Annotated in this window: 16 protein-coding genes; 10 read left to right on the top strand and 6 right to left on the bottom strand. The window is 64.5% G+C overall.

Annotation, left to right across the window (positions count from 1 at the left end):
* Positions 1–65: 65 nt before the first annotated feature.
* The 6 genes from EYF70_RS30970 to EYF70_RS01365 all read left to right on the top strand — a co-directional run bounded on the left by EYF70_RS30970 (position 66) and on the right by EYF70_RS01365 (position 4,085).
* Positions 66–206: a hypothetical protein gene (locus tag EYF70_RS30970; RefSeq protein WP_165497544.1), complete on the top strand. Its 141-nt coding sequence runs from the start codon at positions 66–68 to the stop codon at positions 204–206.
* A gap of 17 nt (positions 207–223) precedes the next feature.
* Positions 224–1,093, top strand: coding sequence for a PEP-CTERM sorting domain-containing protein (locus tag EYF70_RS31465; RefSeq protein ID WP_229420654.1), 870 nt, complete (start codon positions 224–226; stop codon positions 1,091–1,093).
* 78 nt (positions 1,094–1,171) lie between these two features.
* A complete protein-coding gene (locus EYF70_RS31460; RefSeq protein WP_229420653.1) occupies positions 1,172–2,032 on the top strand; it encodes a PEP-CTERM sorting domain-containing protein in 861 nt (286 codons plus the stop codon).
* Positions 2,033–2,138: 106 nt separating this feature from the next.
* Positions 2,139–2,549, top strand: coding sequence for a hypothetical protein (locus EYF70_RS01375; protein WP_131143797.1), 411 nt, complete (start codon positions 2,139–2,141; stop codon positions 2,547–2,549).
* Positions 2,536–3,201, top strand: coding sequence for an SMI1/KNR4 family protein (locus EYF70_RS01370; protein WP_218943746.1), 666 nt, complete (start codon positions 2,536–2,538; stop codon positions 3,199–3,201). The genes EYF70_RS01375 and EYF70_RS01370 overlap by 14 nt, the downstream gene beginning before the upstream one ends.
* Positions 3,202–3,251: 50 nt before the next feature.
* Positions 3,252–4,085: a hypothetical protein gene (locus EYF70_RS01365; RefSeq protein WP_229420652.1), complete on the top strand. Its 834-nt coding sequence runs from the start codon at positions 3,252–3,254 to the stop codon at positions 4,083–4,085.
* A 41-nt stretch (positions 4,086–4,126) separates the two neighbouring features.
* Here EYF70_RS01365 and EYF70_RS01360 read toward each other — a convergent pair whose 3' ends face one another.
* The 3 genes from EYF70_RS01360 to EYF70_RS01350 form a co-directional block, all read right to left on the bottom strand.
* Complete coding sequence (locus EYF70_RS01360) at positions 4,127–4,780, bottom strand: SGNH/GDSL hydrolase family protein (RefSeq protein WP_131143796.1); 654 nt, start codon at positions 4,778–4,780, stop codon at positions 4,127–4,129.
* A 91-nt stretch (positions 4,781–4,871) separates the two neighbouring features.
* Entirely contained in the window at positions 4,872–5,270 is a 399-nt protein-coding gene (locus EYF70_RS01355; RefSeq protein ID WP_131143795.1) for a VOC family protein, read from the bottom strand.
* A gap of 173 nt (positions 5,271–5,443) precedes the next feature.
* A complete protein-coding gene (locus tag EYF70_RS01350) occupies positions 5,444–6,397 on the bottom strand; it encodes an IS1595 family transposase (RefSeq protein ID WP_307722108.1) in 954 nt (317 codons plus the stop codon).
* Positions 6,398–6,630: 233 nt separating this feature from the next.
* Between EYF70_RS01350 and EYF70_RS01345 the strand changes: the two genes are divergently transcribed.
* Complete coding sequence (locus tag EYF70_RS01345) at positions 6,631–7,245, top strand: TetR/AcrR family transcriptional regulator (protein ID WP_131143794.1); 615 nt, start codon at positions 6,631–6,633, stop codon at positions 7,243–7,245.
* 252 nt (positions 7,246–7,497) lie between these two features.
* Complete coding sequence (locus EYF70_RS01340; RefSeq protein ID WP_131143793.1) at positions 7,498–8,265, top strand: PEP-CTERM sorting domain-containing protein; 768 nt, start codon at positions 7,498–7,500, stop codon at positions 8,263–8,265.
* A gap of 215 nt (positions 8,266–8,480) precedes the next feature.
* Here the strand turns inward: EYF70_RS01340 and EYF70_RS01335 are convergent, their stop codons facing one another.
* On the bottom strand, positions 8,481–9,275 hold the full coding sequence (locus EYF70_RS01335) for a PEP-CTERM sorting domain-containing protein (protein ID WP_131143792.1): 795 nt from the start codon (positions 9,273–9,275) through the stop codon (positions 8,481–8,483).
* 337 nt (positions 9,276–9,612) lie between these two features.
* Between EYF70_RS01335 and EYF70_RS01330 the strand changes: the two genes are divergently transcribed.
* Both EYF70_RS01330 and EYF70_RS01325 read left to right on the top strand, forming a co-directional pair.
* Complete coding sequence (locus tag EYF70_RS01330) at positions 9,613–10,014, top strand: cupin domain-containing protein (protein WP_131143791.1); 402 nt, start codon at positions 9,613–9,615, stop codon at positions 10,012–10,014.
* A 220-nt stretch (positions 10,015–10,234) separates the two neighbouring features.
* Entirely contained in the window at positions 10,235–10,768 is a 534-nt protein-coding gene (locus EYF70_RS01325) for a GNAT family N-acetyltransferase (RefSeq protein WP_131143790.1), read from the top strand.
* Here EYF70_RS01325 and EYF70_RS01320 read toward each other — a convergent pair.
* Together EYF70_RS01320 and EYF70_RS01315 are read right to left on the bottom strand one after the other, a co-directional pair.
* A complete protein-coding gene (locus EYF70_RS01320; RefSeq protein WP_131143789.1) occupies positions 10,731–11,156 on the bottom strand; it encodes a hypothetical protein in 426 nt (141 codons plus the stop codon). The genes EYF70_RS01325 and EYF70_RS01320 overlap by 38 nt on opposite strands.
* 262 nt (positions 11,157–11,418) lie before the next feature.
* The gene (locus tag EYF70_RS01315; protein ID WP_131143788.1) at positions 11,419–12,579 is read right to left on the bottom strand and encodes an MFS transporter; all 1,161 of its coding nucleotides are present in this window, start codon (positions 12,577–12,579) and stop codon (positions 11,419–11,421) included.
* Positions 12,580–12,581 lie beyond the last annotated feature (2 nt).

Raw genomic sequence — 12,581 nt, 5'->3', positions numbered from 1 at the left:
AACGGAATAAGGGAAACGTTCCCATCACGTTCCGATCAATATCCCGGCGATAAAAAGCGGCTTCGATGATGCAATTTCATTCTGCAGAGCTGGATGGAACGGCAACAAAAAATGCGGTTTTTTTACCCGCTAAAAAAAAAAAAAATAAGAAAAATGCATCAGGCGATGGACAAACCACCAGATCCTCAGCATATTTGGCTTCATGACAACCCGAGGAGGTCCAATGAAATTCGTCGCTTCCCACGCGGCGGCGGCCGTTTGCCTTGCTGTGGCAGCCGGTCCCGCGCTTGCTGACGCGTTCAGCACCCTGGCAGTCAACCACGTCACCGTGACGGTGATCGACCTCGATCCGGACGATGGCATTGCGGCCGCCATCTCGTTCCTGCCCGACCCGGCAATGTACATGGGCGGTGCCCTGGTTCGCGGCGAGGCGCTGAACTATCGCGACAGCATCAACGAGCCGGGCGCCCAGTACAAATCGTATTTCAACCGTGGCGCCTGGCCTGCCACCAATGTGGCGGGCAGCGTGCATACCGACCTGGCAACGCAGGCCGGCAGCGTGACCGGGTCCAGCGGCGGCGTCGGGTTCACCGCTGCGGATATATCTGGTAGCGCTCACAGCGGCACCGACCAACGCTCGCATTTCTGGGGCTATGCCAGCCTGCCCGGCAGTCCGAGCGGCCTGCTCGACTTCACGCTGACCGCCAATACGAAAGTGGTGTTTTCACTGGACGCGTCGATGAGCGCCAGCACCACCATCGCCACGCCATGGCAGGGCAACAGCGAAAGCGCCTCGGCCATGTTGAAACTCTTCGCGGGCGGCCTGGCGCCGGATGGCGTGACGCCGCTGGAAGACCTGGCCGAGCAAGGCATCAGCGTGCTGGCGGGCGAGTCGGACAGCTGGAGCGGCGTACTGTCGGCAAGCTTCAGCAACCTGGGCGACGTGAGCACCCAGGGCGTGTTCGGCGCCAACGCCACGATCCAGGGCGACGCCGTGCTGGCAGCCGTGCCGGAACCGTCGACCTACGGGATGCTGCTGGGCGGACTGGGACTGATCGGCGCGCTGGCGCGCCGCCGCCAGCGTGCCGGATGAAGCCCGCTCACCGGACCTTGCTCACGGCCTTTGCTCACTGACCGCAGCTCACTGAACGCAGCCCACTACGGAGAACCCATGAAGCGCTTTGTAATGCATACCCTGGCCCTGGCCTGCATGGCGGCGGCGGCCGGCCCGGCCCTGGCGGATGCCAGCAGCAGTGCGGCTTTCGGCAACCTGGTCATCACGCTGACCGACCTGGATACCGGCGACGGCATCGCACCGTCGCTCACCTTCAACCTGAACGGGCCCTCGTTCATCGACAGCCGGGCCGAGGGCTTCGGCGAGGTGTCGGAGAGCTACCAGTTCCAGAACTACGCGCCGCAGCAGGGCGGCCTGTTCACGGGCGAGACGCACTCCGCCTGGTCGTCTTCCGTGGGCAGCATCATGACCGCGAATAACGTGGCGGGGTTCACGTGGATGTCCGCGGAAGGCGCGGCGCACAGCGCGCTCGATGCCTACGGTACGTATCGCGCCGCATCCATCGGCGCGACGCCCGAGAATACCTTCACGCTGTCCGCCAACACGGCGGTCACCTTCAGCGTCACCGCGGACATGCACGCCCGCACCTCCATGGGCTACAACCTGGAAGCCGACATGGCCGAGTATGCGACGTCCCATGCCCTGCTGAACGTGGGCGGGATGGTGAACGGCACGTTCGTGACGGATGCGCAGGAACGCTATATCGATGCCGGCTTCGACGTCCTCGACGACAACACCGTGGTCGGTGTCAGCAACAGCTGGGACGGCGTGCTGTCGGCCAGCTTCGCCAACACGGGTGGCGCCGAGACCAGCGGATTTCTCCAGACCTTCGTCATCGTGGAAGGCTATTCGTCGGTGTGGGATGGCGTGACGCCGGTACCGGAACCCGGCACCTATGCCATGCTGCTGGGCGGTCTCGCCTTGCTGGGCGTGGCGGCACGCCGCCGCAAGGCATGACAGGCCGCGCCCGCGGGTTCCGCCGGCACACTCGAGGCGCAAGACGACGGTCCAGCCACAGCAAGCTCTGGTAAGCTGCCGCGTCATCGATCTCATGGGGAACCGCATGAAAACCTGTTCGCTCGCACTGGCATTGCTGGCGATGTGCTCCGGCGTTGCCGCGCAGGAGGCGCCAAGGGGCGAGGCTTTGGGCAATCCGGAAATGGAAGGGCTGGTGGCGGCGTGCGCCAAGGCGGTGGAGCAGCGGGCGGCGGCCTATCGCGCGCTGCTCGATGAGCCGCTCAGCTGCGGCACCCGCCTGGCGAAAGGTCCCCTGCTGGCACGTTCGTCCGAACAGTACCGGGCGCGCGTGGACCAGGCATCGCGGCGGATCGTGCAGGAGTCGCGCGCCGATCACCAGGGAATCCGCGGCGCATGCGAATCCATGGCGCTCGCCTGCATCGACCGGCATCCCGGCCTGTCGCCCGCACAGAAGATGACGGCGATGCAGGCCATCGCGGTCGATGGCGCCAACTAGGCAGCCGCTGGTTCATCTCATTCACTCGTCCAATATGATCGACTCTTTCTCCCGTAAATCAGGCAACTCTTCCCAATATTCGTCTTCGCTGAACGAGAACTGGGCAGCCCTGGAAGCCTGGCTGGGTAAAAACTGGCCGGAAGGCCTGCAAGACCTCAATCCGCCAGCGAGCGCGGAGGAAATCGAAGCGCTCGAGGCTGCGCTCGGCGTTCGCCTTCCCGGCGACTTCGTCGATTTCCTGAAGGTGCACAACGGCCAGAAAGGAAATGCCGGCGGCCTGTTCGACAACTCGGAATTCCTTTCCACCGGCGCCATACTCGAGCAATGGACGGTGTGGAAGGATCTTCTCGATTCCGGCGAATTCCAGGGCATCGAATCGGACCCGGCGAGCGGTATCCGGAGTGACTGGTGGCACGCCAGGTGGATACCATTTACCCACAATGGCGGTGGCGATCATTACTGCCTGGATCTTGCCCCTGCCCCCGGCGGGATCGACGGCCAGGTCATCACCATGTGGCACGACATGGGTACCAGGGAAGTGGAAGCAGCGGGAATCCGGCCCTGGTTCGCAAGATATGTCGACGCGGTGCTGGCCGGGAAATATGCGTACTCGGACGATTTCGGCGGGCTCGTGGACATCGACTTCACATGATCATCACACTGGCCATCCCGGGGGCCGCTGGATAGCCCTCCATGAGGCCCATGGATCATGCCATTTACCATTTCCTCCTGTTTCCGATGCCCCACCTGTTTCCGCGTTTCGCCCCCGACATCCGTAACCTCGACCTCCCGCTCATCGACGGCCACGCCCGCATTCCGCCGGCCTTCCTGCTGGACCGGGACGGGCCGTTCGAGGTCAACTACATTCCGTTCGAGTCCGTCAATCTCGCCGCGCGCGTCGTGCTCGTTGGCCTGACACCCGGCTTTGTCCAATGGCGCAATGCGGTGGCCGAGGCGCAGGTCCAGCTACGCGGTGGTGCCAGTGCCGACGAGGCGCTGTCCGCCGCGAAGCGGGCCGGCGCCTTCAGCGGCCCCATCCGCCCCAACCTGGTCGCCCTGCTCGACCGCATCGGCCTGCACCGCTGGCTGGGCTTGCCCGGTTGCGCCACGCTGTTCGGCCAGCATGCCCATCTGCTGCATCTCGCTTCGCTGCTGCGCCACCCGGTGAGCAGGGGTGGCAAGAACTACAGCGGCACACCGGCGCCGATCGCGCACCGCTTCCTGCGGCGGCAGATCACCGAATACTTCGCTCAGGAAGCGGCCCTGTTTCCCGATGCCGTCTTTATCCCGCTCGGCCCGGCTGTAGCCAATGGCCTGCACTGGCTGGCCAAGGAGGGCGTGCTCCAGCCCGCGCAGATCCTCGATGGCTTGCCCCACCCGTCCGGTGCCAATGCCGAGCGGATCGCTTATTTCCTTGGCCGAAAAGAGCGGAGCACGCTGTCCACCAGGACCGATCCGGTGCGGCTCGACAGCGCCCGCGAAGCGCTTGCACAAAAGCTCGAACGGTTGTGCGGGGGAACCGGCCTGGTCACCTGAAGCGGTGCTGACCGGCTGCGGTCAGGAGGCTTGCCTGGCCCTCACGCCGCGCCGGCGAAAACCACTGTCCTCGCCGCCGGGAACTGGTGTTCGCTTACCAGTGCCGCGATGCCCGCGGCAATTTTCCGGCCACCTTCGGCCGACGGCTCGATCGGCGACGATGCGGCGTAATCGCCGGGCATCGCGCAGATCAGGCGCAGATCGAGCACAGGAATGCCGCGCAGCACGGCTTCGCGCAGGATGACGTCGTTGAACAGCGCGAGTGCGCCGCGCAATCCCGGCGACAGCCCGGGTACCCCGTCGTAGATGGTCGACACGGCATACGGGATGCCGCACGCCGACACCAGATCGAGCATCGCACGGTAATCGCGCCGGAAGCCGGCCTGCCATGCGGCAAGCAGTTCGGCGGCTTCCAGCACGGTCGCCGCCGGGGTCTGCATGGCGCCGACCAAGCCAAGCACGTCGTTGCCACCGCAACTGATCACCAGGTGGGTGGGCGCCCTTTCCTTCCGCAAGGCGCCAATCCGCCCGACCTGCGCCGGCATGTCCGCCAGCACGCTGCCATCCTGCGCGCACAGTGACGCCTCATGCCCGGCACCGAGCCGGCGCCGCAATTGCTCGATGACCTGCGTACCCGGCGGAACATACGAGCCGTTATCGAAAATCGAATCTCCCAACAATACAACGTGTGCCATGTTCGTGAACCCTGGTTCGTGAAAACCACGATAGTGCCACCGCGGCGCGACAGGCCACGCCGCATTGCGGCCACGTGCATGGGGAGTGCCGTCAGCCCTGGGGTGCCATCCACACCAGGTTCCACAAGTGCCCATCGATATCCTCGAAGCCCTGGTCGTACATGAAACCGTGGTCCTCGGGCGGATGCGGCGTGCGCCCGCCCGCCGCGACAGCCCTGGCGATCAGGCTGTCCACTTCCTCGCGGCTCTCGCAGCTCAGGCAGATGATGACCTCGTTGGCCTCCTTCGCCTGCACAAGCGGCTTGTCGATCAGCGACCTGAAGAACGCTTCGGTCATCAGCATGGCGTGGATGCTGCCGTCGACGATGTTCATGAACGCCGCCTGGTCGCTGGAATACTGCGCATTGAAGGAAAAGCCCAGGGCGGAAAAGAAGGCCCTGGATTTGTCGAGGTCCTTGACTGCCAGGTTGAAGATGATCTGTTTGTTCATGACGACTCCCATGGGAATGTGGATCGGATGGTGGGTCCTGCATGCTGACGACGAATCATGGCGCCTGGAATCGACAAGCGCGCCGATTATTTTTGGCGCTGTTCGCGTTGAGTAGCTTTGCCGTTGAGCACGAAACTTTCTTGCATGCCGAGCGCGACAAAAGAGCTGATCAGCTAGTCTGACGCCACGACAATGTGCAACCATTGGCGCGGCGCCGTCAGCTCGGCGGCATCGAGCACGCGCTGCCAGCCGGTGTAATTGGCGAGATAGCGGCTGGCAACACCATTAAATCGCCGCAGCCAGGTCTTGAAGCGGCTATGCCATCCGTTAACACCCTGGATATGGAGTGCGCCGTGCACCCGGATGCCGGCACGCACATTGATCGCTTCGTGCGTGATGCCGGCCTGCTTCGCAAATGCCTGGTACGCCTTGGCCGCATCGGTCACGAGCAGCACATCGGGCGCCAGCACAGGCTTCAGATGTTCCATCAACTGGCCAGCGCTGACCGGGCCGCGACCTGTCACGAAGTCACACGTTTGCCGGTTGCGGTCACGAGCCACGAGGATGCAGTCCAGCTCGCTGCTGATGCCGCGCCGGCTGGCCTTGCCGCCGCGTTTGCGGGGCGGGCGGTCCAGGTGGCGCGAGCCCTTCTGTGATTCCAACAAATAAGTTTCATCGGCCTCGACGATGCCTGATAGGTGCGGACGCGGTGCCCGGAGCACGGCGGCGATGAACCGGTGGCGCCATCGAAAGCTGGTCGACTTGGCCACCGCGACGCGCATGGCTGCAGAGCGCACGGGGGTCGACTCGATCAGGCATTGCAGGTATTGCAGCCACTTGTCGCGCAGGCGCAGACGGGCAAGCGGTGTGCCGGTCAGGGCATTGAAGCTGCGCCGGCATGTTACGCAGCGATAGCGCTGCAAGCCACTGGCCTGTCCGCAACGGTGAGACTTCTCGCAGCCGCAATGGGGACACGGCGGCTTTCCGGCGGCTTCCTCGATCAAGCGATGGCACTGGCCTGGCTGCTCGACGCTGGCCAGAAAGCCCTGCAGCAATGCGACCTGATCTTTTGAAAGCTGTTGCTGCATCAACGCTTCGATCAGTACTCCAACCTCCGCGGTGCCCATGTCGCCTCCTGATATACATGAAGTATCTCAACAGGAAGTCAGACCGTGATTCCGGCGGGAAGTTCGCTTAATTACCGCTCACAGCGCCTTATTTTTTCGTGCTGTCCGGTTCGTTCCACAGGCGCATCGCACGCGCCCTTTGCCGGTGGCATGCCGTCATGATTTCTTTTCGATCGCTGGCATTCCAGTCATCATTGTATTACGATCATAATACCAAGTAGACAGGAGCGGAAATGCGGTACGACGCGGACCACAAGCAATCGACACGGGCGAGGATCGTGGAATCCGCCGCCAAGGTGCTGCGCAGGGATGGCATTGCCACCACCGGGGTGGCCAGCCTGATGGCGGAAGCGGGGCTCACGAACGGCGCTTTCTATGCGCATTTCGACTCCAAGGAGGCGCTCGTTGCCGAAGCCGTGGTCGCCGCACTGCAGGAAACCGGAGCAGTCTTTGCCCGCAAGATCCGCGAAGCTGCTCCGGGACAGGGCCTGGATGCCCTGGTCAACCATTACCTCGACCCGAGGCACGTGACTTACCCGGAACGCGGCTGCGCCGTCGCCGCGCTGGGCCCCGAGCTTGCGCGCCGCCCGGATGCCACCCGCGCGTTCGTTGGCCAAGCGATCGACGAACTGGTGGCCATCTTTGCGGACGCACTGCCGGCCGGGCATCGCGATGCCATGGCGGTGGCACGCGCGGTGTTCGCCTCGCTGGTCGGCACGATCCAGTTGGCGCGTACCTGCGATCCATCGCTCATCCCCGTGGTGCTCGAAGCGGGTGCCATCGCGGCCAGGACGATCGGCCAGCTTCCTGGAGCGGAAAGCCAGCCTGCGCAGGCAAAAGTTTCCTGATGTGCTCACGGCCGGCAGGAATGCCATCGGCCCGGCACTTCATCATTCTCGTTCCGGCGCATGCCTGGCTGGAGGGTAGAGGGACCGGCGCGGCGATGGCGACTTGCGCGCGGCTGACATGCACGACCAACGCAAAGGAGGAAACACATTCCAGTATCCATCCGATCATTACGGTAAGTCATCGATCCTGCAAGACACCGGTCCGCCGGCGCAACTGCCGGAGGTTCGTTCCTGATACTTCAGAGAGTTCCAATGACCACGATGAAAAAACTTCTTTCCTGCCTGGCTGCCACTAGCCTGGCTGTGTGCATGGCCGGCGCCAAGGCCGAAGGCGTCCGGATGGACGCCAGCTTCAGCAACGTGTCGATCGGCGTCATCGACCTGGCCCCTGGCGATGGCGTCGACGCATCCTATTCCTACCAGTTCGACTACCTGCGTTACACGCTCGGCATTCGGAATCCGGGTTCGTTCGACCATGAGATCGACGACACGACGTCGGGTCTGATCCCCGTCGATCACATCCTGTCTGCCGGGCCGTCGAATGCCGAAATCAAGGCGACCGGCCTGCTCGGCGATTTCAGCATCCATGGCAACGCCTTGCACAATCTGGGCAACCAGGGGGGCGTGAGCCTGAACGCCCGGCAGGGCTATACGTTTACGCTCGGTGCGCACAGCGCGCTGACCTTGTCGGGCAGCGCCTTCCTGGATATCGCCTACCGGACCACGAGGGACTACTGGCAAATCGGCCATGGCAGCGTGCATGTCATGCTCGATACCGGCGAGGGACCGGGTGCGCAGAGGTTTTCCCTGATCCATTATTCGCCACTGGAACCAGCCGAACGGGAAGAATTCTCGCTCTACTATGCCAACCCGACCGACCAGGCGATCACCGTGGATGCCCTGTTCGTCCTGGGTGCCGGTTCCGAAACGCAAATCCCCTCAGTACCGGAACCCTCCACGTACGCCATGCTGGCAGCCGGATTGCTGGCGATCGGTGCGACAGCCCGCCGCCGTGCCTGAGCGCGCCATCGGCAAGCACCCGGTCCATTCGCGCGACGACGCATTGTCGCGGTAGACCGATGCGCCGGCCACGCGCCGGCACATAGTGCCCAGGCCCTGGCATCGTCGATGGCAGGGCTTGCGCTGCTTGCCGGATGCGTGGGCGGGTCCCGGACAGGAACCCGCCCGCAGCGGCAAGCTCGGATGATCAGGCCCAGCCGATCATGCCCAGCCGATCAGGAACGGCGGCGTGCTGCCGCGCCGAGCATCAGCAGGCCAACGCCCAGCATGGCATAAGTCGACGGTTCCGGAACCGGCAGGGGCCCGGCGAAAGCCTGGCCGGCAGCTTGCACCGTCAGGGTCCCGGTCCAGTCGGTGCCGTAGATATTACTGAAAGAAACCGATGCGGTGCCGGCCTTGTCACGGACCTGGTAGGTCGCGGCTTCGATCCAGCTGCTGTCGAAGTGATCCTGGGATGTGCCACTGTCAAACAACTCCATTCGGGTGGTGGACGTTGCATACGTGCCTTCGCCCGGTTCCGTTCTGCCCGCGTGTATCTCATAGTCCGAATAGAACGTGACGGCGGTTCCGGCGGACACCGTAAAGTCGAAATAGGACAAGGCATACGCCGCGTTCGCCTGGCCGACGGCGTCGTCGGCACCGTCGGCGTGCACCGTTGCCGACAATACCGTGTTCCCGAACGACGTGCCTGGCTCGAAGCTGGCGGCCGTGTTGTCCGCACCGTCGGTCCAGCTTCCCGCCACCGGTGCCGATCCATCGCCGAAATGCCGGAATACGATGCCATCGTGGTACCCCGTTACATCGACGAATCCCGATGTCCAGGTCAGGTTGGCAGCGATACCGTCATCCGGTGTCAGGTCGGTCAGCGTGTAGCGCAGGTTCGATACGGTGCTCGAAGAAAATGACGTATCGGCGGCCAGCGTGGAAGACGCGGCGGACAGCAAGGCGATGGCGCCGAGCAGGCGGACACTGCGCAGCGTCCGGGGGACAACGGTGTAATGACGGTTCATGGCATCTCCAATGGGTCAGGGAATGCCACTCTAGCAAAGAATACGAATTATTGTCTTATAAACAATTACTTGCGAGTTGAAAGCCGTCGTTTTCCCGCCCCCCCGGCAAATACAGAAGCTCACACGCCAACCAGGCGAGCCTGCGGGTATTGGTACGCCCGAGCCCGCGGGCATCGGCGCATCGCGCCAGGGTGTGCGGGACAAGCGGCGTGTATCAGCATGTATCCGCGAACGGCCGGGATACGAACGGCCATGTTTCGCATACGCGCCGACATGCCCCATACACATGGCGGTGGCCTACTGGGAGTACGCCAACTCACCCAGAAAAGGAAACGCCATGAAAACCATCCACTCCCTGATTTCCAGCCTCGTCCTGGTAGCCGCCGCGTCGATGGCGATCACCGCCCACGCCCAGGTCGCCGGCCTTGGCCGGGTCGACCTGCTGAAAGAAGACATCGTCGTGCCGGGCAAGGAACTGGTGCAGGTACGGGTGGACTTCGCCCCGGGTGTCAAGGCGCCGCGCCACTCGCATCCCGGCGAGGAAATCGCCTATGTACTGGAAGGTACGCTGGAATACCAGATCGATGGCCAGCCGCCGGTGACGCTGAAGGCGGGGCAGACGCTATTCATCCCGGCCGGCGCCGTGCACTCGGCGCACAACGTGGGTAGCGGCGAATCGAAGGAACTGGCCACCTACATCGTGGAGAAAAGCAAGCCGCTGGTGACGCTGGCGAAGTAAGGCGGGGCAGGCAAGGCAACGCCGGCTTCCATCCGGGCGCCCCTACTGGCATATGGCGGGGTTGTTCCAGCCGGGCCTTTAACGGTAGAGTATCGACTCGCTGTGCCGGCCATCCCGGGCCATGATCCCAGCCCAGGATTCCGGCCCATGATCCAGGCCCGTGATCCAGGCCCATGAGCCGCGCCACAAGCACAGGCAGCATCCACCCGGAGGAGCGCACTTGACGACCTTGACGCAGATGACGCACATGACGGAAACGACGCACACGGCGCCGATGCCGCAACTGGGCACGACGCTGGAGTTCGTTACCAGGAAAAACTTCGAAGCGGTGATGAATATCGAGTTGCCGCCGCACCAGGCCCAGTTCGTCGCCAGCAATGCCTTTTCGCTCGCGCAGGCCAGTTTTTATCCGAACCTGCGGCCCAGGGCGATCCATCACGACGGGCAGCTCGCCGGCTTTCTTCTTTACGGCATCAACACCAACGACGAACCGGGCTGCTACGGCATCTTCCGCCTGATGGTCGACCCGAAGTTCCAGAGCCGGGGCGTTGGCCGCCGCGCGATGGAACTGCTGCTGCAAGAGCTGCGCGCGCAGCCGGACTTGCGCCGCATTACGATCTGCTACATGCCCGGCAATGAAGTGGGCAAACGTTTCTATGCCTCGCTGGGCTTCGTGGAAGTGGGCCTGGACGACGAGGGCGAAATGATCGCCGAGATCAGGCCGGCTGTTCGCGGTTCCCGGGGCTTCCCTTGATCAGCGCATAGCCTGCTTCCCGGTCGGGTAGTACGCCGGCATGCACCAGCCGCGCCACGATGCCGCCATCAGTGCGCCCCAGCCGCGCGGCGATCTGGCCGATCGGCATGCCGGCTTCGAATTGCTGCAGCAGGGTGTCGGCATCGTCGGCCGACCATTTCTTGCCCACGTTCGGCAGCACCACGCCGTTGCGCATCACCGGTGCGCGGCGCGCCGGGCGGGAAAGTTCCGCGGCGAGCACGCCTTGCAAGGCCTGGCGTGCGATGAACAGCGCGCGGATCACTTCCGGTGCGGCGCAGGCGTCGCCTTCGCGCAGGGATTCGCCGGTGCGGGGATCGGTGCCCAGCGCCAGCTGTTCGAGGATGGTGGATGCCTGTTCCGGGCTCATGATGTGCCTTTCTCCAAGAGGTTCATGGGCCATCTTAGCCGCGGGAACGCGCGCCGGCGGGCCATCGAAACCTACACCTGGAACGGCTCAACGGCAGGCGGTTTTACCGGAACTTGCGGTACAGGCGGGCTGATGAGGCGACAGGCACACTATGAGGCACAAGCAGGCTATGAGGGCACAGGCAGGCTCTGAAGGCACAGGCGGGCGGATGAACCCACAGGCAGGCCGATGACGCCCCAAGCCGGCCCATGAGACGGCAAATTCAGCGCGCGCCCTCCGCCTGCCTGACCACCGCCCGCGCATTGAACGCGATCACCGCCCCGGCCAGCGACAGCCCGCCCAGTGCCACCGCGATATTCGTGTGGGCAGCCACCCAGCCGATCACGGGCGGCCCCATCAGGAAACCCGTGTAGCCGACAGTGGCCGCCGTGGCCACGCCGCCGCCGGCGGACATGCCCGGCGTGCGTGCAGCGGCCGCGAAGATCAGCGGCACCACGTTGGCGGCGCCGAGCCCGACCAGTGCGAAGCCGACCGCCGCCACCGCGTAATGCGTGCCGAGCACGGCGATCAACAGGCCCAGCAGGATGGCCACGCCGCCGGACACCATCACGTTGGCGGCGCCGAAGCGCACCGTGAGCCGGTCGCCGGCGAAGCGGCACGCGGCCATCGCGATCGAGAAGGCCGAATAGCCGATGGCTGCCGAGGCCGGCGTGGCACCGGTGCGTTCCGTCAGCAGCAGCGCGCTCCAGTCGACCAGCGCGCCCTCCACCGCCATGCACAGCAGCGCCAGCAATCCCAGGAACAGGGCCGGGCCGCGCGGCAACGCAAAGTGGGACGTGTGCGCGGCCGACGCCGGTCCCGTCATCACCCGCGGCATCACCACCAGCGTGGCCGCAACGATGACGGCGCTGGTCGCCAGGGCACCGGAACCGTCGCCGAAACCGCCCTGTATCAGCAGCCCGCCCAGCGCCGCGCCCACCAGCCCACCCAGGCTGAAGAAGGCGTGGAACGACGACATGGTGGGAACGCCGCGGGCAATCTCCACCTCGCTGGCGTTGGCGTTCATCGCTACATCCAGCGCGCCGTTGCTGGCGCCGAAGGCGAATGCCGCGAAGAACACGCCGACCGGATGGCTGGTGCAGATCAGCACGGCCGTCATCACGGCAAACGCAAACGCGGAGGCCAGCGTGGCGCGCCGCGAGCCCCAGCGCGTGGACAGCCAGCCGGCCAGCGGCATCGATGCCATGGCGCCGGCGGCGATGGTCAGCAGCAGCATGCCCAGCACGCCGGTGTCGAGCCCGGCGCGGGCCTGGACCACGGGCACGTGCGCCGCCCACAGGCCGATGCCGGTGCCGTTCAGCAGGAAAATCGTCGAGATGGCCCAGCGTGCCGCGGCGATGGTACGGTCGGTACGGTCGGTCATGG

It is taken from the genome of Pseudoduganella albidiflava (assembly GCF_004322755.1).
GTDB classification, from domain to species: Bacteria; Pseudomonadota; Gammaproteobacteria; order Burkholderiales; family Burkholderiaceae_D; genus Rugamonas; species Rugamonas albidiflava.
Note: the sequence above shows the minus strand (reverse complement) of the source record. Positions and strands in the feature narration are given on the sequence as shown.

Excerpts from the sequence above, each read along its gene's own strand:
- EYF70_RS01365 (WP_229420652.1), top strand. The coding sequence starts at position 3,252 with ATGGATCATGCCATTTACCATTTCCTCCTGTTTCCGATGCCCCACCTG.
- EYF70_RS31460 (WP_229420653.1), top strand. The coding sequence starts at position 1,172 with ATGAAGCGCTTTGTAATGCATACCCTGGCCCTGGCCTGCATGGCGGCG.
- EYF70_RS01330 (WP_131143791.1), top strand. The coding sequence starts at position 9,613 with ATGAAAACCATCCACTCCCTGATTTCCAGCCTCGTCCTGGTAGCCGCC.
- EYF70_RS01360 (WP_131143796.1), bottom strand. The coding sequence starts at position 4,780 with ATGGCACACGTTGTATTGTTGGGAGATTCGATTTTCGATAACGGCTCG.
- EYF70_RS01375 (WP_131143797.1), top strand. The coding sequence starts at position 2,139 with ATGAAAACCTGTTCGCTCGCACTGGCATTGCTGGCGATGTGCTCCGGC.
- EYF70_RS31465 (WP_229420654.1), top strand. The coding sequence starts at position 224 with ATGAAATTCGTCGCTTCCCACGCGGCGGCGGCCGTTTGCCTTGCTGTG.
- EYF70_RS01370 (WP_218943746.1), top strand. The coding sequence starts at position 2,536 with ATGGCGCCAACTAGGCAGCCGCTGGTTCATCTCATTCACTCGTCCAAT.
- EYF70_RS01345 (WP_131143794.1), top strand. The coding sequence starts at position 6,631 with ATGCGGTACGACGCGGACCACAAGCAATCGACACGGGCGAGGATCGTG.
- EYF70_RS01320 (WP_131143789.1), bottom strand. The coding sequence starts at position 11,156 with ATGAGCCCGGAACAGGCATCCACCATCCTCGAACAGCTGGCGCTGGGC.
- EYF70_RS01335 (WP_131143792.1), bottom strand. The coding sequence starts at position 9,275 with ATGAACCGTCATTACACCGTTGTCCCCCGGACGCTGCGCAGTGTCCGC.
- EYF70_RS01315 (WP_131143788.1), bottom strand. The coding sequence starts at position 12,579 with ATGACCGACCGTACCGACCGTACCATCGCCGCGGCACGCTGGGCCATC.
- EYF70_RS01350 (WP_307722108.1), bottom strand. The coding sequence starts at position 6,397 with ATGGGCACCGCGGAGGTTGGAGTACTGATCGAAGCGTTGATGCAGCAA.
- EYF70_RS30970 (WP_165497544.1), top strand. The coding sequence starts at position 66 with ATGATGCAATTTCATTCTGCAGAGCTGGATGGAACGGCAACAAAAAAT.
- EYF70_RS01340 (WP_131143793.1), top strand. The coding sequence starts at position 7,498 with ATGACCACGATGAAAAAACTTCTTTCCTGCCTGGCTGCCACTAGCCTG.
- EYF70_RS01355 (WP_131143795.1), bottom strand. The coding sequence starts at position 5,270 with ATGAACAAACAGATCATCTTCAACCTGGCAGTCAAGGACCTCGACAAA.